Below are 20,755 nucleotides of genomic sequence, written 5' to 3'. Positions count from 1 at the left end.
CCGATGCGGGCGCTGCTGTGCGAACATCATGGGCCGCCGGAAGAACTGCATTTCGCGGATGTGCCCGTTCCGGAACCGAAGGCGGGTGAAGTCCGCTTCCGGGTGAAGGCCGCCAGCGTCAATTTCCCCGACGCGCTGATGATCCAGAACTTGTACCAGAGGCAGCCGCCCTTGCCCTTCATTCCGGGCAGCGAGGCGGCGGGCATCATCGATGCACTGGGGGAGGGCGTCAGCGGCCTTCGCATCGGGGACAGGATCGCGACGATCCCCTTCGAAGGCGCCTTCGCTGAATTTGCGATAGCGCCTGCTTTCCGTACCGCCGTGATCCCGGAGGGGATGGGGTTCGACGTGGCGGCGGGCTTCACCATGGTCTATGCGACGGCGCTCCACGGCTTGCGCCAGCGCGGCCGGTTGCAGCCGGGCGAGACGCTGCTGGTGCTGGGCGCGGCGGGCGGCGTCGGCCTCGCGGCGGTCGAGGTCGGCAAGCGGATGGGCGCGCATGTGATCGCCGCCGCCTCGACGGAGGAGAAACTCGCCCTTGCCCGCGCCCATGGCGCTGACGAGACGGTCAACTATGCGCAGGACGATCTCAAGCAGGCGGTGAAGGCCCTGACAGGCGAACGCGGCGTCGATGTGATCTTCGATCCGGTCGGCGGCGCGCTGGCGGAACCGGCCTTTCGCACCATGGGCTGGGACGGGCGCTATCTGGTCGTGGGCTTCGCGGCGGGGACGATCCCGGCAATCCCGCTCAACCTGCCGCTGGTGAAGACGGCGGCCATCATCGGCGTGACCTGGGGCGTGCACAGTCGCGTCGAACCGGACATCCATGCGGAAAATATGGCGCAGCTCTATCGCTGGTATGAGGAGGGCGGCCTGCGCCCCGAAGTCAGCAAGCGCTTCTCCTTCGAGGAAAGCCGTGAGGCGATCCGCTGGATGATGGACCGGAAGGTGCAGGGCAAGATCGTGATCGAGCTGGCGAGCTAAGCTTCCCCACAGGGCGACGTGCTCCTGCCTTTGCGGAAGTATGTCGCTTTAAGCCGCAGGCCAGTTCGCCAACGGCAATCCAGCAATATCCGTCCGCGCCTTCACCACCACGCCGCTTGCCCGCGAGACGACGTAAAGGTCGCGCAAATCCGCCCCGCCCCAGCAAAGATTGGTCGGGCTGGATAGCATCCTGTCTTCGGGATCATGGACAATGTCCACCTTCCGCCCATCCGGCGTGATCGCAACGATCCGATTGGCGAAGGGCAGCGTCACCCAAAGATTGCCGGCCGCATCGAAAGCGATGCCGTCGCAATAGCCAAGCTCCGCACGATCCGCGACGGGCATGGCGCGAATGTCCTTCGCCTGATGGTCCGCGATCACGACACCCAATTGCGGCCCATAATCCTGCGGATCGATGAGCGATCCGTCCGCCTGCCGCCGCCAGCGCCTTATGCGCCCTTCAGCGGTCAGCGATGCATAAACAAAGCGCTCCTCACGATCGAGGCAGAGACCGTTCACCCCCCGCAGAGCGCGCGCGACGATGGAAGCCCTGCCATCCGGCGCGACCCTGTAGATGAAACCGGCGGGCGTGGTCGTGCCGATATTGCCGATAGGCCCCCAACTGCTGTGCGTGCAGTAAATGTCGCCATTGCGCGCCGTCGCCGGACCGTTGGAGGCGACCAACTGCCGCCCCTCCAGTTCCGACACCAGCGTCTCGACCGTTCCCGTCGCGACATCGATCCGCTGCAATGGCCCCGGCCCCTTGTTGAGCAGGCCCATATTGGCGACGATGACGCGACCTTCGCGGTCGACCGCCACGCCATTGGGCGCCAGAGCCTTGCCGATCTGGCGCAGCGTTCCGTCCCGCTCCAGCACGCCGATGGCGCCACCGCCATTGGAGATGAACAGGCGGCCATCGGGGCTGCTCGCTATGCCTTCGGGAGCATCGAGCCCATCTCGGACGAGGGTGAAATCGGTGAGGGTGAAGGGCTTTGGCGGTGTGGCGCGTCCTATCCTGGTCGATGGCGCGCAACTGGCGAGAGTGATGCTTGCCCCGCCCAATAGAATTTCCCGCCGTGTCAGAGAGAGTTTGGATAATTTATCACCACCTCTCCCCGTTCGGGCTGAGCCTGTCGAAGCCCCTTTCTTTCGTGAAGAGAAGTGAAGCCCTTCGACAAGCTCAGGGCGAACGGGGGAGAGGTCGGAGAATCGTTTCGTCATTCCTTCATCACCCCCACAGGCGCAAAGCCGGCGATCTTGTGATCCCCCGCCTGCACGGGCTGGAACCGCAACCGCATCCCGCAGCGCGGTTCCACGCCCTCAGCGCCAACCAGCAGCCCCGGCACCCGCACGCCCGGCGCATCGTCCGGCTCGAACAGAACGACGGTGAACGGCACCTCCGCCTTATGATCGCCCGGCAGCAGGCTGCGTATCACGGTGGTGAAGGTGTAAGCGCTGCCCTCCGGCGAAACCGGCCGCCATTCCAGCACGGCGTCGGGCTTTCCGGGAATGACCTCGGGCGGATACCATATCCATTCCCCCGTCCCGGCGTCGGCGGTGATGCGCAGTTCGCCTGCTTCCAGCCCGTCATAATAGCCCTGGAACAGCGGATCTTCGATCTTGGGGGGATAAATAGGAATGCCCATGGATCAGCTCCGCGCCAATATGGTGGTGGAATGATTGTTGCCGCCAAGCCCCGCGACGGCGCAGAGCTTCGCGTCCGGCACCTGCCGCTCGCCCTCTTGCCCGCGCAACTGCCGCACCGCTTCGATCAGCAGGTTCATGCCCGGCACATAGCCGCCCGACATATGGCCGCCGCTGGTGTTGATCGGCATCCGCCCGCCCGGCATCCCATGCCCCGCCGCATAGAAGCGCGGCCCTTCGCCCCGCTCGCACAAGCCCAGCATCTCGGTCTGCACCAACGCGGAGATGGTGAAGCCGTCATAAATCTGCGCGAGGTCCAGATCCTTGGGATCACAACCCGCCATGGCATAAGCGATCTTCGCGGAAACCTCGCCGGGAAAGTCATAGGTGCAGGGCGTCTGGGTGAACAGCACCCCCTGCGGCCAGTTGTTGAAGCCCAGCCCCAGCCCCTGCACGCTCACAACCGGATGCGGCATGTCCCGCGCTTCCTCGATGGCGCTCACCACATAGGCCCCGCCGCCATCGGTGGTGAGGCAGCAATCCGCCGCCCGCAAAGGCGTGGAGATCATGGGCGACTGGCGATAGGCTTCCAAATCCATCGGGTCACGCCGCTGCGCGCCCGGCGTCAGCACCGCCCAGGCGCGATAGGTCATGGGGATGGATGCCTGTTCCTCCTCCGTCATGCCATAGTCATGGGCATAGCGGTTAGCCATGGTCGCGAAATAGGTGGGTTGGCCGAAGAAGCCGACCGGCATTTCGATCCCCGCCTTTTGCGGTTCGCGCGCATGGAAGCCATAGACGCCGCCCGGCTTGGTCGACTGGATCGCATAGGGCACCAGCACATGCCGGGCCAGACCCGCCTCGATCGCCATCTGCGCCAGTTGCAGCGCCTGCCCCGACGTCGCCGTGCCGCCCACGCTGTCGGTGGTGGCGCAGAAACGCTTCTCGACCGCGCCGATGGCAAAGGCGACCTCGTCCGACCCATGCCCCGCATATTTGTTGGAGATATAGCCGTCTATGTCCTTGGGCGTCAGGCCCGCATCGGCAATCGCCGCCAGACTGGCGCGGGTCATCATCTTCATGACGCCCTCCTCGCCCTTGCGCAGGAAGGGGGTTTCACCGACCCCGGTGATGGCGATGCGGTCTCCTCTGATCATGCGTCCTTGAACCCCTTGCCCTCAGCCACCAGCCGCTCGATCAGCGGGGAGGGGCTGAACGCCTCGCCATGCGCGGCCTCCAGCGCCTTCAGCTTTTCGAGAACGACCGGCAGACCCTGCAAATCAGCCCAGAACATCGGCCCGCCGCGATATTTCGGCCAGCCATAACCCGTGATCCAGACAATATCGATGTCCGACGCCCGCGATGCGATGCCTTCGTCCAGAATCCGCGCCCCCTCATTCACCATGGCGAACAGGATGCGGTCGTGGATTTCCTCGTCGCTCACCGCGCGCCGGGCAATGCCTTGTTTCGCGGCGAAATCCTCGATGACCTGCATGGCGACGGTGGAGGGCGTCTGCCTGCGGTTCTCGTCATAGTCATAATAGCCGCCCTTCGTCTTCTGCCCGTGGCGGCCCATCTCGTTGAGGATTTCCCGCACATTGGCGGAGCTGGTCGCCTCCCGGTTCCAGCCGACATCCAGCCCCACCAGATCGCGCATCTGGAAATGCCCCATGGCAAAGCCGAAATCATACAGCACCTTGTCCACCGCCCAAGGCGTCGCGCCTTCCAACACCAACCGATCCGCCTGAGTGTTGCGCGCAGCCAATATGCGGTTCCCGACAAAGCCGAAGCCATTGCCCACCAGCACGCCGATCTTCCCGATGGTCTTGGCGAGCTTCATCGCGGTCACGATGATCTCGGGCCTGGTGTCCTTGGTCCGCACCACTTCCAGCAGCTTCATCACATTGGCGGGCGAGAAGAAGTGCAGCCCGACCACGCTCTCCGGCCGGGAGGTGGCGGCGGCGATGTCGTCAATGTCGAGATAGCTGGTGTTGGTGGCGAGGATCGCGCCGGGCCTGGCGATCCTGTCGAGCTTGCCGAAAACCTCCCGCTTCACGTCGAGATTTTCGAACACCGCCTCGATGATGAGGTCACAGTCGGCCAGATCCTCCATCGCCACCGATCCGGTCAGCAGGCCCATGCGGGTGTCGACATCCTCGGGCTTCATCCTGCCCTTCTTCGCGGTGGTTTCATAATTGCCGCGAATGATCTTGAGGCCGCGGTCGAGCGCCTCCTGCTTCGCCTCGACGATGGTCACGGGGATGCCCACATTGGCGAAGTTCATCGCAATGCCGCCGCCCATGGTGCCCGCGCCGATCACCCCCACCTTGGCGATGGGCAGGGTCGGCGTGTCGGCGGCAAGCCCGACGATCTTGGCCGCCTGCCGCTCCGCGAAGAAGACATGGCGCTGGGCGGCGGACTGGCTGTCGGCCTGAAGTTCGTTGAACAGTTTGCGCTCATAGGCCATGCCCTCGTCAAAGGGCTTCTCCAGCGCGGCCTCGATGCAGCGGATGATATGTTCCGGCGCCTTGAAGCCCCGGAATTTCTTCGCATTGGTCTTGCGGAAGTCCGCGAAGATTTCCGGCTTGCCGCGCGCTTCGTCCAGTTTCTCGCTGCGGTCGCGGACCTTGAGCAGCGGGCGCCCCTCGTCCAGAACGCGCTGGGCGAAGCCGATGGCGTCGGCGCGCAGACTGCCCTCCGCCGCCAGTTCATCGACCAGCCCCATCTCCTTCGCGGCCCTAGCACCGACAGGCGCGCCGGACGTGATGAGGTCCAGCGCCTTTTCCACCCCGACAATGCGCGGCAGACGCTGCGTGCCGCCAGCACCGGGCAGCAGGCCCAGATTGACCTCCGGCAGCCCGCATTTGGCCGAAGGCACGGCGATGCGATAATGCGCCACCAGCGCCAGTTCCAGCCCGCCGCCCAGCGCCGTGCCATGGATCGCGGCGATCACCGGTTTGGTCGCATTCTCCACGATCAGTTGCAGGTTGCGCAGCGATGGTTCGACCTGCGGCTTGCCGAATTCGGTGATGTCCGCCCCGGCAAAGAAGGTGCGTCCCTCGCAGATCAGCACCATGGCGCCCACGCCGCTATCTCCGATGGCTGTCTGCACCGCGCCCGCGACGCCCTGCCGCACGGCGTTGGAGAGCGCGTTCACCGGCGGCGAATTGACCGTGATGACCGCGATGGGACCGTCCACCTCATAGGTGACGACGTCATTGACCTTCATTCAAGCCTCTATGTGTCTGGGCGCCCGGCTTGCCTGCGGCTTGCGCAGCCAGCACTTCACGAGCGCGTTGGCGGAAATAATGTTGAAGACCTTCGATCTCTGCGTCGGTCAGTTCTTCGAAGCGCGGCATGCCCCGCTCGCGCAAAATGCCCTTGTGCAGCACCTCCTCGAAACTGGCCTTGTCGATAGGCACGCCCGACTGGAGCAGGTCAGGCGCTGCGCCGCCCGACACGGCATTGGCGCCATGACAGATGGAACAACGCTGACCGAACACGCCCGCACCGATGACGGCCTTGGCAGGATCGACGGCGAAATCCGGCATGTCGATCACCGGCGTTTCCACGGGCTGGACGGGCGGCAGGCTGGCCTTGCCATCGAGCGAGAAGGTCAGGACGCGCCATTGCTGCGTGCGATAATTCCATTCCCGCCCCATGCCGGTGGCGCTGGGGAAGCGGGAACCGGCGATCACCGTCACATATTGTCGTCCCCGCGCCCTGTAAGTGATCGGCTGCGCCATCACCGCCGTCTGCGCGTCGAAGGACCAGAGCGGCCTGCCGCTGTTCGCCGCATAGGCGACGAACCTGCCCGCCGCATTGCCCTGAAACAGCAGATTGCCCGCCGTCGTCGCGGTGCCGCCGCCCCCTCTGATGCCGGACATGGGCACGCGCCATGCCTCGCTCTGCGTCACCGGATTCCAGGCCAGCAGGAAACTGGTCGCGGGCCGGTCGGGCGCCACGCCCGCAGGCGGCGCGCCCGTGCCGACGCTGATCCGCTGGCCGTCCAGATGCTTCCAGCCCTGAAACGGCTCGGCCGGATCGATATAGACCCGCCCCTGATCCATGGTCGGGATGTAGACCAGCCCCGTCCCCGGATTGAACGACATCGCCTCGATATTATGCGCGCCGAAGGGGGAGGGATAGACGATTGCCGCCTTGCCGCCCGGATAGCGCGCCGCCGGATTCTCAATGGGTCGCCCGCTCCTGATGTCGATGCCGCTTGCCCAGTTGACTGGCACGATATTGCGGGCGGAGATCAGCTTTCCCGTCTCCCGGTCGATCACATAGAAGAAGCCGTTCTTCGGTGCGTGCATCAGCACGTCGCGCTCTTTCCCGCCGATCCTGAGCCGGGCGAGCTCGATGTCCATCGCGCTGTTGAAGTCCCACGTCTCGCCGGGATTGGTTTGATAGTGCCAGACATAGTCGCCCGTATCCGCGTCCAGGGCGACGATCGAGCAGAGGAAGAGATTATCCCCGCCACCCGGCGAGCGGATCTTCTGATTCCACGGAGAACCATTGCCGACCCCGATATAGATGCGATTATATTTGGGGTCATAGGCCATGGCGTTCCACGCGGTCCCGCCGCCGCCATATTTCCACCACTGGCCGGTCCATGTCCTGGCGGCCATTGCCATCGCCTTGTTCTCGAACCCCAGCTTCGGATCGCCCGGCACGGTATGGAAGCGCCAGAGCTGCTTCCCCGTTTTCTGATCGTAAGCGGTCACATAGCCCCGGATCGGCGCGAAGTCCGCCCCGCCATGGCCGATGATGACCTTCCCCTTGAACACCCAGGGCGCGCCGGTGACGTAGCGCTCGTCATCCTTGCCGATGGTCTGTGCGGTCCAGACGGGATGGCCGGAGCGGGCGTTGATCGCGATCAGCCGCCCGTCGATGGTCCCGGTGAAGACCATGCCATTATCATAGGCGATGCCGCGAATGCCCCAGGCGGCGCGCATCTTCTGCCCGGCGACCTTCCAGCTTTGCGGGTCGTAGGTCCACAGTTCCCGCCCGGTCGAGGCATCCAGCGCATGGATGACGCTATAGCCCGAGGCGTAATAGAGGATGCCGTCCACCGCGATGGGCGCGGAAAGGCTCGACCCGCCGCCGCTGATGTCATGATACCAGGCGAGCTTCAGCTTGCCGACATTGCCGTCGTTGATCTCGGTAAGCGGACTATAGTGGTTCTCATCGATCCCACCATAGCCCGGCCAATCGCTCCCATCGCGCCTCGCCTCACCCGAAGGCGCGCAGGCGGCGAGCAACAGCAGCAGGGGCAGAACAAAACGCATGAAACTCAACCCCCGATGGTGCGGTCGGAAGGCCAGAAGCGCTGGCGCAGCGCCTTCTTGTTGACCTTGCCCATGACGGTGCGGCCGATGTCGTCGACCATCTCATAGCCGCGCGGGCATTTATACCCGGCCAGATTCGCCCGGCAGAAGGCGTTGAGTTCCTCAGCCGTAGGCGGATCGCCCGCGTCCTTGGGAATGACCAGCGCCCGCGCTTCCTCGCCCATTTCGGCATTGGGCGCGGCCACCACGGCGACGTCCGCGACCTTGGGATGGCGCAGCAGCACATGCTCGGATTCAGCGGGGTAAATATTCACCCCACCGCTCACGATCATGTCGGACACCCGGTCGGTGATGAAGAGATAGCCCTCCTCATCGACATAGCCCATCTCGCCCAGCGTGAAGACGCCCGGCGCGATATGCGCAGCGGCGGTCTTCTCCGGATCGCCGCGATAGACGATGCCGTAACCGCTCGTGTCGCGGAAATAGACCTGACCGACCTCATTGGGACCGAGTATCCGCCCATCCTCGCCATAAATAACCGTCTCGAACGGCGCGAGCGCCCTGCCGACGGAGCCGGGCCGCTCCAGCCATTCCTGCGAGGTGATGAAGGTGGTCGACCCTGCCTCGGTCCCGCCATAGGCCTCCACCAGCACCGGCCCGAACCAGTCGATCATCGCCTGCTTCACCGCACGTGGACAGGCCGCCCCGGTATGGGCAAGCCGCTGGATGCTGGAGACGTCATATTTCGCCCGCACCTCTTCCGGCAGCGCCAGCATCCGCTGGAAATGGGTGGGCACCATCACGGAGCCTTTGACCTTATATTTCTCGATCAGCGCCAGCGTCCTTTCCGCATCGAAATGCTCGACGGTGATAAGGCTCATCCCGCCAAAGACGTTGCGCGCCATGCCCAGCGGCCCGGTATGATAAAGCGGCCCCACGGCAATGCCCGGCGAGGGCGTGATCTTCGGTCGGATCGCTTCGGCCAGCGCCTTCACGGTCGCGACACGAGGGAAATATTGCGGCGGGGTCTCGGTCGCCTTGGGCCGTCCGGTCGTGCCGGAGGTATAGTGAAGATGCGGCAGCGGCGGCACATCATGATCCGGCTCTTGCGCCGAAGCCGCCGCCAGCCACTCCTCCCAATGGATGACGCCTTCCCGCTCCGGACAGCGCCAGCCGATCACGGTCCCGACGCCCGCTTCCTGCGCGGCGGCAAGCCCGGCCTCCATCGTTTCCGGCCCGACCAGCACCGCCACCGCGCCGCTGTCCTTCAAAATATAGGCCGCCTCCGAAGGCGTCAGGTGAAAGCTCACCGGCACGCTGGAAATGCCTGCCTCCAGACAGGCGACATAGGCGATCACCGTCTCCGCGCTGTTGGGCGCGAACACGGCCACCCGCCGTTCGGTGAGGTCCAGCCCGTTCAGCGCATTGGCCGCCCGGTTGAGCAGTTCGTCCAACTGGTGCCAGTCATAAGTCACCCGCTCGTCGGCAATGGCAAGCTGGTCGCGGCGCGCGGGATCGACCCCGCCGATGGTCAAAGACATCAGACGTCCTTTCGGGAAGCAATGGCCGGCGCGAGGTATCTCAGCGCCATGCGGAAGGAGATGAGGGCAAGGATGGAACTGACCGTGACCACGACCGCCAGCGACCGGCCCAGCGCCCCCTCGTCATGGAACACATATTGGGTCAGCGCCGCGACGATGGCGGGCCCTGCGCCCTGGCCCAATATGGTGAAGACGAACAGGAAGGACGCCAGCATCCGCGACCGGATCGTCGCCGGCGCGATCAGCCCCATGACCGAGGAAACATAGACCATGAAAGGCACGGTGATGAACTGCGCCACGCAATAGCAGGCGAGGAAGACATAGGGGTTCGTCGCGAAGAACATGTAGGCGATCACCGGCAGGAAACCGAGGATCAGCCAGCCGTAGAAGCGCAGATGCGCGTCCTTCATGCCCCGCGCGAACAGCTTGTCCACGATCCAGCCGTTCACCACCAGCGACACGGCGGACACGATGTTCATCAGGCTCAGCGCAAAGCCATATTGCACCGGCTTCCACCCGAAATGCCGCTCGATATAGGCGGGAACCCAGTTGGTCATGGAATAGCCGCACATGGCGAGGGCGGACGTGCCCACCAGCATCAGCGCCAGCAGCTTCCAGTTCTGCGTGACGAAGGCCTTGATCAGTCCCTTCTGCTCCCCGTTCGCGGCGGTACCGGGCGTCCGGCGGCGGCCCGGATCGGGGAAGGTGAACAGCAGCAGCGCCAGCAATATGCCCGGCACGCCGACCATCATCATGACCAACTGCCAGGGCTGGGCAGGGCCATGGAAGGGAATATGGATGCCGCTATGCGCCGTCGCAAAGGCGATGGCCACGCCGCCCAGCGCAAAGGCGGTGGCCGATCCCACCTTGCCCGCCGTCTGAAAGGTCGACGTCGCCCGCGTCAGCAGGTGCGAAGGAAAGGCGTCGGCAATCAGCGAATAGGCGGCGGGCAGCAATGCCGCCTCCCCGATCCCGACGAAGATGCGCCCGATCAGCAGCGCCTCATAGCTTTGCGCAAAGCCGCAGGCCGTGGTCGCGACGCCCCATATCACCACGCCGCCGAAGATGATCCAGCGCCGCGAAAAGCGATCCGCCGCCCAACCCAAGGGCAGGCCGAAAATCGCATAGAAGATCGCGAAGGAGGTCGAGGTGATCATGCTGATCTGCACATCGGACAGCAGCAGATGCGCCTTGATCGGCGTCACCAGCATCGACACGATCAGCCGGTCGACCCAGCTCAGCACATAGAGCCCGAACAGAACCGCCACCATCCACCAGGCGCTGCCAAGGCCCGGATTGGTCCGGCTGTCATTCTGGTTCCGGGCGCTCATCAGCATGATCCTCGCCTTTCCGCTCAAAATCTTCAGCGCACCGGCAGTTCGTTCAGTTCAGCGATCTTGAGCTTGCCAAGCTGCGCCATATGCACCTCGTCCGGACCGTCCGCGAAGCGCAGGTAGCGTGCATTCATGAAGGCGGCGGCAGGCGGGAAATCGCTGGAAATGCCGATGCCGCCGAACACCTGCATCGCCCGGTCGGCAACGGTCTGGGTCATGCGCGGTGCGACGATCTTGATGGCGGCGATCAGGTCCTTGGCGACCTTGTTGCCATAGCGGTCCATCGCATCGGCGGCCTTCAACGTCAGCAACCGCGCCTGCTCGATCTCGCAGAAGGAGAGGGCGATGTCCTGCCGGATGCTCCCCTGATCGGCCAGCTTCCGCCCGAAGGCGACGCGGTTTTCCACCCGCCGCGCCATATATTCCAGCGCCCGCTGCGCCTGTCCGATCAGGCGCATGCAATGATGGATGCGCCCCGGCCCCAGGCGGCCCTGCGCGATCTCGAATCCGCGCCCTTCGCCCAGGATCAGATTGGCCTTGGGCACGCGCACATCCTTGAAGACCATTTCGGCATGGCCGCCGGGCGAATGCACTGCGTTCATGACGTCGAGCGGACGGACGATCTCTATGCCGGGCGTGCCGGCCGGGATCAGTATCTGCGAATGCTGCTGGTGGCGCGGCCCGTCATTGGGCGTCTTGCCGAGCAGGATAAACACCTTCGTATGAGGATCGAGCGCCCCCGAAATCCACCATTTGCGACCATTGATGACATAATCGTCGCCGTCCGCGATAATGGTGGTGGCGACATTGGTGGCATCCGAGGAAGCGACCTCCGGCTCCGTCATCACATAGGAGGAGCGGATCGTGCCATCCAGCAAAGGCTTCAGCCACTTCTCCTGCTGCTCCGGCGTGCCGTATCGGGCCAGAACCTCCATATTGCCGGTGTCCGGCGCGGAGCAGTTGAAATATTCCGAAGACCCGATCACCCGGCCCATGATCTCGGCCAGCGGCGCATATTCCAGATTGGTGAGGCCGGGGCTCCATTCGCCATATTCATGCGGCAGGAACAGGTTCCACAGGCCCGCTTCCTTCGCCTTCGCCTTGATCTCCTCCGTCCCCGGCCAGCGCTTCCACAGGTTCGCGGGGTCATGGTGGAAATGGTCGCGCTCCTTCTCGATCGGATAGACATGGGCGTCCATGAAATCGATGAGCCGCTCCCGCAGCGCCTTCACCTTGTCGGAATATTCGAAATCCATCGCTCGATCCTTCTCGGATAAATTCAGCTAAGGGTGAGGCCGCCGTCCACGACCAGCGTCTGCCCGCAAATGTAACCGGCAAGGGGGGAGGCGAGGAAAAGCGCCACCCCCGCCATTTCCTCGACCGATCCAAAGCGGCCCATGGGTATCCGGGCCAGGGCGCGCTCCCGCCGCTCGTCATTGTCCATCGTCACCTTGGTCATCTTGGTGTCGACCAGGCTGGGCGCGATGCCGTTGACGCGGATGCCGTCGCCCGCCCAGGCAATCGCCAGCGCCCGCACCAGATTGACCGCGCCCGCCTTCGACGCCGCATAGGCCGGATTGCCGAACGTCGCCTTGAACGCGCCGATGGAGCTGACGACGATGACCGTTCCCCTGGCGGCGGCCAGCGCCTCCCGGCAGAGATTGGAAATATGCAGGATGGAGTCGAGATTGACCGCCATCACCTTGTTCCAGCCCTCGACCTCAAATTCCTGCCGCCGGTAGAGGACCGTGCCCTGCGAATGGATCAGCACGTCCAGCCTGTCGAAAGGCACCGGGGTCGCCGCAATCGCCGCCGCATCGCTGACATCGACCTGCGTATAGCCGACGCCTTCAAGGTCCGACCCTTCTTCGCCTGCATAGTCCGCCGCGCTCGCCCGCGTGCCCCAGACATGGACCTGCGCGCCCCGCTGGCGGAAGGCCTGCGCCATGCCGTTGCCGATGCCGCTCGATCCGCCGACCACCAGCACCGTCTTTCCGGTGAAGTCGAGTTCGTTGGTCAAAGGAAATTCCCTCTCATGCATGTCAGCGGATCAGCGCCTCAGCGCGTTCGAACAGATGGATGGCGCGGCCGTGCAGCCTGTCGCCGGTCTCGCGCGGCGCCTTCCCGGCGCAGGCGCGGGCATGGGTGCCCTCCAGCAATATGCCGAGCTTGTAGCAGGCCAGCACATGATACCAGTCGACCGCAGACAGATCGCGCGCCGACCCTTCGGCATAGCGCGTCACCAGTTCCCCGGCGCTCGGAAAACCGTCCCACGGCCTGACCGATACGGTGCTTTCCGACTTCCCGTCCGGCCAAGTGGCCAGCACCCAACCCAGGTCCAGCAGCGGATCGCCAATGGTCGCCAGTTCCCAGTCGATGATCGCCGCCAGTTCCGGCCCATCCTTGCGATACATCACATTGGCCAGATGATAGTCGCCATGCATGATGCCGGGCGTGAACCGGTCCGGCCTATGCCGCTCCAGCCAGTCCCCGACCGCGCCGACCGAAGGCAGCGCTTGCGGCCCCGTCCACCCGTCAAACTCGCCATAGCCCGCAAGTTGCGACCGCCAGCGATCCACCTGCCGCCCGAGGAAATTCTCCGGCTTTCCGAAATCGCTCAATCCCAGCGCCTGATGATCCTGCGCGCCCAGCGCCGCGATGCCGTCCACCAGCGCCAGCCCCATGGCATGGCGCATCGCGGGCGAACCGGCATGCGGTTCCGGCAATTGCCCGACCGGATTGAAACCGTCCACCGGCTCCATCAGGTAAAAGGCGACGCCCATCACGCTCTCATCGCCGCAATCCGCGATCAGCCCCGGATGCGGCACGTTCGTCCCGGCCAAAGCGCGCAGCAGCCGCGCCTCCCGCCGCATCGTCTCATTGCTGTTCGGGCGGGGATGCGCAGGGGGGCGGCGGAACACATAGTCGCGCCCGTCGCGGCTGAAGCGAAGCAGGATATTCTGCGTCCCTCCCGCCAGCGGCGTCACGTCATTGAGCGGACCGGAGCCAAGCCCCTGATCCGTCATCCACGCTGCCAGCGACTCGATGTCGATCGCCGTTTCCACTTAGGCATCCCTCACTTTTATCGACTGTTCGACCGTCGATTAGATCAATTGGATAATGCACTTGACGAACGCACTTGGCAATGAGAAAAATGCACACATGGTCAGACTTCAACTTGCCAGGGCCGATGATGCCGCTCGCAGCGCCGCTGCCGGGCAGATCAAGAAAGTCGCGTTGCGCCTGTTCGCGGAACGGGGCGTCGACGGCGTCACCGTGAGGGAGATCGCAGCGGCGGCGGGGCAGAAGAATCACGGCGCGGTCGGCTATTATTTCGGTTCGAAGGAAGCCTTGGTCCGCGCCATCGTCATGGACGGCGCGGTGGCGCTGGATCGCGAACGCAATGCCGCGCTGGACTTGCTGGAGGAGCAGGGCGGCCCCCGCACCATCCGGCAGGTGGTGAACATCCTGGTGGAGCCGGTGCTGGGCCTGTCGGACGATCATTATGTCCAGTTCATCGTGATCTTCGCCATGACGCACAGGGACATGATGCTGGACGCGATCGATCCGGCATGGAACCGCGCCTATGGCCGCTGTCTCGACCATCTGCGCCGACTGATGCCCCATCTGCCGCCCGCGCTTCAGAACCAGCGCTTCGTCTTCATGGGCGCCTATATCAGCGCCGTGCTTTCCGCGCGGCAGCGCGCCCTGGCCGACCGCAGCCGCGCGCATCCCATGTGGGGCAGCGAATCCAGCCTCGAACATTTCATGCAGTCGCTGGTCGCCCTGCTGGATGCGCCGGCCGATCTTCCGAAGGACATGCTGGCACGGATCGGTGGAGCAGGGGCCGCGATCCCGGAACCGCCGGGGCCGGTCGGCTGAGAAGGGCGCAAGGACAAGATGATGGAGAGGATGATGACAGGCAGGGACGGGATGAGCGGACAGGCGGCGGCATTGCTGGACATGCCCCTGGCCGACCTGCTCGCCGCCGCCTCCGCGCTTCGCGATCAGGGCCATGGCCGGGTGCAGAGCTGGTCGCGCAAGGTCTTCATTCCGCTGACCCAGCTTTGCCGCAATCTCTGCCATTATTGCACCTTCTCCCAGCCGCCCCGGCCCGGCGAGAACGCCTACATGACCCGCGATCAAGTGCTGGCGGTCGCCCGCGCGGGCAAGGCGGCGGGCTGCACCGAGGCGCTGTTCACGCTGGGCGACAAGCCGGAGTTGCGCTTCGCCGCCGCCCGCGCAGAACTGGCGCGGCTGGGCCATGCGACCACCATTTCCTATCTCATCGAAATGGCCGCGCTTGTGCGGGATGAAACAGGCCTGCTGCCGCATATCAATGCCGGGGTGATGACCCGCGAGGAAATGGCCGCGCTCCGCAGCGTATCCGTGTCGCAAGGCCTGATGCTGGAGTCCGTTTCCGACCGCCTCTGCCGGAAAGGCGGCGCGCATTATCGCTCGCCCGACAAGGAACCGGCGGCGCGGCTGGAGACGATCCGCCTCGCGGGCGAACTGCACATCCCCTTCACCACCGGCATATTGATCGGCATCGGTGAAACCCGCGCCGAACGGATCGAAGCGCTGGAAGCGATCCGCGACCTGCACCGGCGCTACGGCCATATCCAGGAAGTCATCGTCCAGAATTTCCGCGCCAAGGAACGCACGGTGATGGCCCATGCGCCCGAACCGGACATGGACGAACTGCTCTGGACCATCGCCGCCGCCCGCCTGATCCTGGGGCCGCAGATGAACATCCAGGCGCCGCCGAACCTGTCGGCCGCCGATTTCCCGCGCCTGCTGTCGGCGGGGATCAACGATTGGGGCGGGGTCTCGCCGGTCACGCCCGACCATGTGAACCCCGAAGCGCCCTGGCCCGAAGTCGAACGCCTGCGCATGGCGACCGAAGGGGAGGGGCGGATGCTCGTGGCCCGCCTGCCGGTCTATCCCGCCTATGCGCAGGACAATGCGCGCTGGCAGGACAAGGCGATGGTGCGCCATATTCTCGCCCATGCCGATGCGGAGGGCTTCGCCCGCGAGGACAGATGGTCGCCCGGCATAGCGCTGGAGCCCCGCATCACGCGCCCCTCCACCCTGCCGGTCGATCCCGGGATCGCCGCCATCGTCGACCGCGCCATGACGGGCGCGCTGCTGGAAGAGGAGGAGATCGCGACCCTCTTCTCCGCCCGCGAAACCGATCTCGAACATATTTGCGACAGCGCCGACGCCTTGCGCGAACAGGTGATGGGCGACGCCGTCACCTATGTCGTGAACCGCAACATCAACTATACCAATATCTGCCTTTATAAATGCAGCTTCTGCGCCTTTTCCAAGGGCGACAAGGCGGAGCAACTGCGCGGCAAGCCCTATGATCTCGATCTTGAGGAAGTCGTCCGCCGCACCCGGGAGGCATGGGATCGCGGCGGCACGGAAGTCTGCCTGCAAGGCGGCATCCACCCCCATTATACCGGCGAGACCTATCTGGACCTCGCCAAAGCCGTCCGCGCCGCCGTGCCGGAGATGCACATCCACGCCTTCTCCCCGCTGGAAGTGTCGCAAGGTGCGGCAACCCTTGGCCTGACGGTCGAACAATTCCTCACCCGCCTCAAGGAAGCGGGTCTCGACACGCTCCCCGGCACGGCCGCGGAGATATTGGACGATGAGGTCCGCGCCATCATCTGCCCCGACAAGCTCGACACCGCGCAATGGCTGGACGTCATCGAAACCGCGCACAAAGTCGGTTTCCGCACCACCGCCACCATCATGTTCGGCCATGTCGACACGCCCCGCCACTGGGCGCGCCATCTGATCCGCATCCGCGACCTCCAGCGCCGCACCGGCGGCTTCACCGAATTCGTGCCGCTGCCCTTCGTCCACATGGAAGCGCCCATGGGCCTGCGCGGCGAGGCGCGCCACGGCCCGACCTTCCGCGAAGTCCGGCTGATGCACGCCGTCGCCCGCCTCGCGCTGCACCCGCATATCCGTTCGATCCAGACAAGCTGGGTCAAGCTGGGGGAGGAGGGGGTGAAGGCCTGCCTCACCTCCGGCGCGAACGATTTGGGCGGCACGCTGATGAACGAGAGCATCTCCCGTGCAGCAGGAACGCAGCATGGCCAGGAAATGCCCCCCGCCGCGATGGAGGCGCTGATCCGCTCGCTTGGCCGCACCCCGCGCCAGCGCAGCACCGCCTATGGCGCGGTCGCGCAGCCTATTCACGACCGCGGCATGGATGCCGCGCAACTCACGCCCATGATCCTCACGCCTCCGCGCAGGCGTCGAAAAGAACAGGAGAGTTTAGCCTATGCAGAATGAAGCTCTGGCGAGCATCGCCGTCCTTGGCGGCACCGGCAAGGAAGGCGGCGGCCTCGCCCTCCGCTGGGCGCATAAGGGCCATAAAGTCATCATCGGCAGCCGCACCGCCGAACGCGCGCAGGAAGCCGCCGCCCAGATGAACGAAGTTCTGGGCGAGGGCGCCGTCACCGGCACCGCCAACCCGGACGCCGCCGCGCAGGCCGACATCGTCGTCCTCGCGGTCCCCTATGCTGCGCAGCAATCGACGGTGAAGGACGTCGAACCGGCGCTGGCGGGCAAGATCCTGATCGACGTGACCGTGCCTCTGGTCCCGCCCAAGGTCAGCCGCGTGCAACTGCCCGAAGGCGGCTCCGCCGTCGAAGCCGTCCAGAAAATGCTGGGCGAGGGGGTCCGCGTCGTCTCCGCCTTCCAGAATATCAGCGCCCATCACCTGACCAGGCTGGACGAGGAAATCGAATGCGACGTCCTGGTCTGCGCCGACGACAGCGAAGCCGCCGACACGGTGGTCGCGCTGGCGCAGGAGATCGGCCTGCGCGCCTGGAACGCAGGTCCGCTGTGCAATTCGGTCGTGGCGGAGGGGCTGACCTCCGTCCTGATCGCCCTCAACCGCAAATATAAAGTCCCCGGCTCCGGCATCCGCATCACCGGCGTCTAAACAGGAGAAGATTGATGGCTGAAGCCTATATCGCCGCCGTCGCCCGCAGCGCCGGCGGCAAGCGGGGCGGCCGCCTCGCCGCCGTCCACCCCGCCGATCTCGCGGGCAAGGTCCTCGCAGGCCTGGTCGAGCGCTCCGGCATCGACCCCGCCGCCGTGGAGGATGTCATCATGGGCTGCGCCTGTCCCGGCGGCGAGCAGGGCGCGAACATCGCCCGCAACGCCGTGTTGGCGTCAGGCCTGCCCGAATCCGTCCCCGGCACCCATGTCGACCGCCAATGCGGCTCCTCCCAGCAGGCGCTGCACTTCGCCGCCGCGACGGTGATGTCCGGCGTGCAGGATGTGGTGATCGCCGCCGGCGTCGAGAGCATGACCCGCGTGCCCATGGGCCTGCCCTGGACGCTGCCCGCCAAGCATGGCTTCGGCTCCTATCGCAGCCCCGGCATTGAGGCGCGCTATCCGAACCAGCCCTTCAGCCAGTTCGGCGGCGCGGAGATGCTGGCGAAGAAATATGGCCTGACCCGCGATGTGCTGGACGCCTATGCCCTCGAAAGCCACCGCCGAGCCGCCGCCGCAACCGAAGCGGGCAAGTTCGACGCGGAAATCCTCCCCCTCGAAGTCGTGACCCCGGAAGGCGAGACCGTCATCCACAAGGTCGACGAAGGCATCCGCTTCGACGCCACGCTGGAAAGGATCGCGAGCGTCAAGCTGCTGACTGAGGATGGCGTGATCTCCGCCGCCAACGCCAGCCAGATTTGCGACGGCGCCGCCGCGCTGCTGGTGGTCAACGAACGCGGCCTCAAGACGCACGGCCTGACCCCGCTGGCCCGCGTGCACCAGATGACGGTGCTCGGCCACGATCCCGTCATCATGCTGGAAGCGCCTATTCCCGCGACCGAAAAGGCGCTTGCCCGGGCGGGGATGAAGCTTTCCGACATCGATCTCTATGAGGTCAACGAAGCCTTCGCCCCGGTGCCGCTCGCCTGGACGCAAGTGCTGGACGCCGATCCCGCCCGGCTCAATGTCCATGGCGGCGCGATCGCGCTTGGCCATCCGCTGGGCGGATCGGGCGCCAAGCTGATGGCGACGCTGGTCAGCGCCCTCCACGACCGGCGCGCCCGCTATGGGCTGCAAACCATGTGCGAAGCAGGCGGCATGGCCAATGTAACCATAGTGGAAAGGCTCTGACGAGGGAGCACGACGGAGTGCGGGCGCCCTCCCGCACCCAAAACGCTGAACCGCGAGAGAAAGGCCGCGCATGGCGATGATCGCCAATGCGGTGAACCGAGGGCGTGCGTCGAAACGCTCCGGGAACCAGACGCACGGTTAAGCCGTTCATCTTCCAGAAAGAAATGGAGAGGGCAGATGGACGACGCTCTGAAGCCTGATGCCATGTTCGGCATTTTGTTCGGCCTGTTGGTTTCAATCGAAATATGGTGCTTCGCCGCGCTTGTGATCAAGGCGGTCGAGTGACGCCGGATTGAAGCGGCGATCCCCACAGAGGCGGTGGTGAGCCCTGCTGGATTCGAACCAGCGACCTACTGATTAAAAGTCAGTTGCTCTACCGACTGAGCTAAGGGCCCTCATGTCCTGAGGTCCGCACGCACTAGAGGGGGCGATGCGGCTGGTCAACCTCCAGAAACCGCTTTTCGCAGGCGGAAACGCAAATGGCGGATCGAAAGTCGGGACACGGGGTCGCGCCAGCCCGGCGCAATGGCAAGCAGCGGCGTCAGTACGAAGTCCCGCTCGCGAAAAGCCGGGTGCGGAATGCGCAGCGAGCGGCTGTTCCAGCGCCCCCCGGACCACAGGATGATGTCGATGTCCAGCCGCCTCGGCCCCCAGCGCCTGAACCGCTGGCGGCCCAGAGCGCGCTCTATCGCCTGCAAGCCGGAAAGCATCTCTTCGGGCGGCAGGGAACTCTCCATCAGCACCGCGCCATTGACGAAGATGCGCCGTGACGGCCCGATAGGCCGGGTCTGCATGACAGGGGCCACGCTGAGAACCGGGCCCAGTTCCGCGATCAGGCGAACCGCGCCGCTCAACAGGCATGCCGGGGTCATCCGCGCCGACAGCGGCCGGTTCGATCCCAGAGCAAGGGCGTAAACATGACGGGTGCTTGTCTTGACCATCGGACAGCGCCTATCCCGTCGCCATGACGCTGCAAAGTCCTATCCCGCACAGCGAAGCGCCGCATGATTGTCCGCTCTGCCCGCGTCTGGCCGCTTTTCGTAAGCAGAATCGCGCGGAACATCCCGGCTGGTGGAATGCGCCGGTTCCGGTTTTCGGTGATCCGCTGGGCCGAATCGCGATCGTCGGCCTTGCGCCGGGCAAGACGGGGGCGAACCGCACGGGCCGGCCCTTCACCGGGGATTATGCGGGCGATCTGCTGTTCGCCACGCTCGCCAAATTCGGCCTGACCCAGGGCGTCTATGAGGCGCGGCCCGACGACGGGCTCATGCTGCGCAACGTCATCATCCTCAACGCGGTCAAATGCCTGCCGCCGCAGAACAAGCCGCTGCCGGAGGAGATCCACAATTGCCGCGCCTTCCTGAAGCCTGCGGTCGCCGCCTTGCCCCATGCGCAGGTCTTCGTCGCGCTGGGCCAGATCGCGCATCAGTCGGCGGTGAAGGTGCTGGGCGGCAAGCTTCCCAAGGCGCGCTTCGCCCATCTGGCGGAGCATCGCATGCCCAGCGGCCAGATCGTCATCGATAGCTATCACTGCTCGCGCTACAATCAGAACACCGGCCGGCTCACCGCCGGGATGTTCGAAGCGGTGTTCGAGAGGGCGGTGGAACTGGCGACGCTTTAGCCGGCGCAATAGGCTGGTCGCGCCTGCAGCTTTCGGACTGAACAGCAGCCTGAAGCGCGCTGCGCCAGATCGCAGGTCGCGCGCTCTAGAGCGTTTTCCAAGCAGATGGAATCATCTGCTGACTCGGAAAACGCGACAAAACAAAAACTTAGAGCAGTCGAGCCGATGCAATCGGATCGGAATCTG

At 65.0% G+C, this 20,755-nt stretch carries 17 protein-coding genes and 1 tRNA gene; 6 read left to right on the top strand and 12 right to left on the bottom strand.

The features are described from left to right. Positions 1-3 precede the first annotated feature (3 nt). Complete coding sequence (locus A8G00_RS18820) at positions 4-984, top strand: NADPH:quinone oxidoreductase family protein (protein ID WP_172451911.1); 981 nt, start codon at positions 4-6, stop codon at positions 982-984. A 48-nt stretch (positions 985-1,032) separates the two neighbouring features. On the opposite strand, the gene A8G00_RS18815 is transcribed toward A8G00_RS18820, so the two are convergent. The 10 genes from A8G00_RS18815 to A8G00_RS18770 form a co-directional block, all read right to left on the bottom strand. Further along, a complete protein-coding gene (locus A8G00_RS18815; RefSeq protein ID WP_253258035.1) occupies positions 1,033-2,046 on the bottom strand; it encodes an SMP-30/gluconolactonase/LRE family protein in 1,014 nt (337 codons plus the stop codon). 155 nt (positions 2,047-2,201) lie between these two features. After that, positions 2,202-2,630 (bottom strand): Zn-ribbon domain-containing OB-fold protein, encoded by a 429-nt coding sequence (locus A8G00_RS18810; RefSeq protein ID WP_044662062.1) that lies wholly within the window; start codon positions 2,628-2,630, stop codon positions 2,202-2,204. Between the two features lie 3 nt (positions 2,631-2,633). After that, positions 2,634-3,785 carry a thiolase family protein gene (locus A8G00_RS18805; protein WP_253258034.1) on the bottom strand — a complete coding sequence of 384 codons (1,152 nt, stop codon included), beginning with the start codon at positions 3,783-3,785 and terminating at the stop codon, positions 2,634-2,636. After that, positions 3,782-5,857, bottom strand: coding sequence for a 3-hydroxyacyl-CoA dehydrogenase NAD-binding domain-containing protein (locus tag A8G00_RS18800; protein WP_103001383.1), 2,076 nt, complete (start codon positions 5,855-5,857; stop codon positions 3,782-3,784). The genes A8G00_RS18805 and A8G00_RS18800 overlap by 4 nt, the downstream gene beginning before the upstream one ends. Further along, on the bottom strand, positions 5,844-7,922 hold the full coding sequence (locus tag A8G00_RS18795) for a PQQ-dependent dehydrogenase, methanol/ethanol family (RefSeq protein WP_103001382.1): 2,079 nt from the start codon (positions 7,920-7,922) through the stop codon (positions 5,844-5,846). Before A8G00_RS18795 ends, A8G00_RS18800 begins: the two co-directional genes overlap by 14 nt. A gap of 5 nt (positions 7,923-7,927) precedes the next feature. Further along, entirely contained in the window at positions 7,928-9,463 is a 1,536-nt protein-coding gene (locus tag A8G00_RS18790; RefSeq protein WP_103001381.1) for an AMP-binding protein, read from the bottom strand. Beyond that, complete coding sequence (locus tag A8G00_RS18785; RefSeq protein WP_103001430.1) at positions 9,463-10,794, bottom strand: MFS transporter; 1,332 nt, start codon at positions 10,792-10,794, stop codon at positions 9,463-9,465. Before A8G00_RS18785 ends, A8G00_RS18790 begins: the two co-directional genes overlap by 1 nt. A 32-nt stretch (positions 10,795-10,826) precedes the next feature. Beyond that, a complete protein-coding gene (locus tag A8G00_RS18780) occupies positions 10,827-12,053 on the bottom strand; it encodes an acyl-CoA dehydrogenase family protein (RefSeq protein WP_103001380.1) in 1,227 nt (408 codons plus the stop codon). A 23-nt stretch (positions 12,054-12,076) separates the two neighbouring features. Beyond that, positions 12,077-12,817: an SDR family NAD(P)-dependent oxidoreductase gene (locus A8G00_RS18775; RefSeq protein ID WP_103001379.1), complete on the bottom strand. Its 741-nt coding sequence runs from the start codon at positions 12,815-12,817 to the stop codon at positions 12,077-12,079. A 22-nt stretch (positions 12,818-12,839) separates the two neighbouring features. Continuing rightward, positions 12,840-13,862 carry a phosphotransferase family protein gene (locus tag A8G00_RS18770; protein ID WP_103001378.1) on the bottom strand — a complete coding sequence of 341 codons (1,023 nt, stop codon included), beginning with the start codon at positions 13,860-13,862 and terminating at the stop codon, positions 12,840-12,842. Positions 13,863-13,959: 97 nt separating this feature from the next. Between A8G00_RS18770 and A8G00_RS18765 the strand changes: the two genes are divergently transcribed. Genes A8G00_RS18765 through A8G00_RS18750 form a run of 4 tightly spaced genes read left to right on the top strand, consistent with a single transcriptional unit; the run spans position 13,960 to position 18,948 of the window. Further along, entirely contained in the window at positions 13,960-14,679 is a 720-nt protein-coding gene (locus tag A8G00_RS18765) for a TetR/AcrR family transcriptional regulator (protein ID WP_061934802.1), read from the top strand. A 33-nt stretch (positions 14,680-14,712) separates the two neighbouring features. After that, positions 14,713-17,106 (top strand): 5-amino-6-(D-ribitylamino)uracil--L-tyrosine 4-hydroxyphenyl transferase CofH, encoded by a 2,394-nt coding sequence (gene cofH, locus A8G00_RS18760; RefSeq protein WP_103001429.1) that lies wholly within the window; start codon positions 14,713-14,715, stop codon positions 17,104-17,106. Continuing rightward, positions 17,096-17,761 (top strand): NADPH-dependent F420 reductase, encoded by a 666-nt coding sequence (gene npdG / locus A8G00_RS18755; protein ID WP_103001377.1) that lies wholly within the window; start codon positions 17,096-17,098, stop codon positions 17,759-17,761. The genes cofH and npdG overlap by 11 nt, the downstream gene beginning before the upstream one ends. A gap of 14 nt (positions 17,762-17,775) precedes the next feature. Beyond that, positions 17,776-18,948, top strand: a complete 1,173-nt coding sequence (locus A8G00_RS18750) for an acetyl-CoA C-acetyltransferase (RefSeq protein WP_103001376.1) — start codon at positions 17,776-17,778, stop codon at positions 18,946-18,948. Between the two features lie 319 nt (positions 18,949-19,267). Here the strand turns inward: A8G00_RS18750 and A8G00_RS18745 are convergent. Together A8G00_RS18745 and folK are read right to left on the bottom strand one after the other, a co-directional pair. Then, positions 19,268-19,343, bottom strand: a tRNA-Lys gene (locus A8G00_RS18745). 45 nt (positions 19,344-19,388) lie between these two features. Further along, entirely contained in the window at positions 19,389-19,889 is a 501-nt protein-coding gene (gene folK, locus A8G00_RS18740) for a 2-amino-4-hydroxy-6-hydroxymethyldihydropteridine diphosphokinase (RefSeq protein ID WP_061934808.1), read from the bottom strand. Positions 19,890-19,912: 23 nt separating this feature from the next. On the opposite strand from folK, the gene A8G00_RS18735 reads away from it, so the two are divergent. Continuing rightward, positions 19,913-20,569, top strand: a complete 657-nt coding sequence (locus A8G00_RS18735; protein ID WP_103001375.1) for a uracil-DNA glycosylase — start codon at positions 19,913-19,915, stop codon at positions 20,567-20,569. Positions 20,570-20,755 lie beyond the last annotated feature (186 nt).

It is taken from the genome of Sphingobium sp. SA916 (assembly GCF_002894065.1).
Taxonomy (GTDB): Bacteria; Pseudomonadota; Alphaproteobacteria; order Sphingomonadales; family Sphingomonadaceae; genus Sphingobium; species Sphingobium fuliginis.
The sequence above is the reverse complement of the archived record's forward strand: the minus strand, read 5'-3'. Positions and strand labels throughout refer to the sequence as shown.

Coding starts and splice junctions, on each gene's coding strand:
- A8G00_RS18790 (WP_103001381.1), bottom strand. CDS start 9,463: ATGTCTTTGACCATCGGCGGGGTCGATCCCGCGCGCCGCGACCAGCTT.
- A8G00_RS18820 (WP_172451911.1), top strand. CDS start 4: ATGCGGGCGCTGCTGTGCGAACATCATGGGCCGCCGGAAGAACTGCAT.
- A8G00_RS18735 (WP_103001375.1), top strand. CDS start 19,913: ATGACGCTGCAAAGTCCTATCCCGCACAGCGAAGCGCCGCATGATTGT.
- A8G00_RS18765 (WP_061934802.1), top strand. CDS start 13,960: ATGGTCAGACTTCAACTTGCCAGGGCCGATGATGCCGCTCGCAGCGCC.
- A8G00_RS18810 (WP_044662062.1), bottom strand. CDS start 2,630: ATGGGCATTCCTATTTATCCCCCCAAGATCGAAGATCCGCTGTTCCAG.
- A8G00_RS18780 (WP_103001380.1), bottom strand. CDS start 12,053: ATGGATTTCGAATATTCCGACAAGGTGAAGGCGCTGCGGGAGCGGCTC.
- A8G00_RS18800 (WP_103001383.1), bottom strand. CDS start 5,857: ATGAAGGTCAATGACGTCGTCACCTATGAGGTGGACGGTCCCATCGCG.
- npdG (WP_103001377.1), top strand. CDS start 17,096: ATGCAGAATGAAGCTCTGGCGAGCATCGCCGTCCTTGGCGGCACCGGC.
- A8G00_RS18750 (WP_103001376.1), top strand. CDS start 17,776: ATGGCTGAAGCCTATATCGCCGCCGTCGCCCGCAGCGCCGGCGGCAAG.
- A8G00_RS18785 (WP_103001430.1), bottom strand. CDS start 10,794: ATGAGCGCCCGGAACCAGAATGACAGCCGGACCAATCCGGGCCTTGGC.
- folK (WP_061934808.1), bottom strand. CDS start 19,889: ATGGTCAAGACAAGCACCCGTCATGTTTACGCCCTTGCTCTGGGATCG.
- A8G00_RS18795 (WP_103001382.1), bottom strand. CDS start 7,922: ATGCGTTTTGTTCTGCCCCTGCTGCTGTTGCTCGCCGCCTGCGCGCCT.
- A8G00_RS18805 (WP_253258034.1), bottom strand. CDS start 3,785: ATGATCAGAGGAGACCGCATCGCCATCACCGGGGTCGGTGAAACCCCC.
- cofH (WP_103001429.1), top strand. CDS start 14,713: ATGACAGGCAGGGACGGGATGAGCGGACAGGCGGCGGCATTGCTGGAC.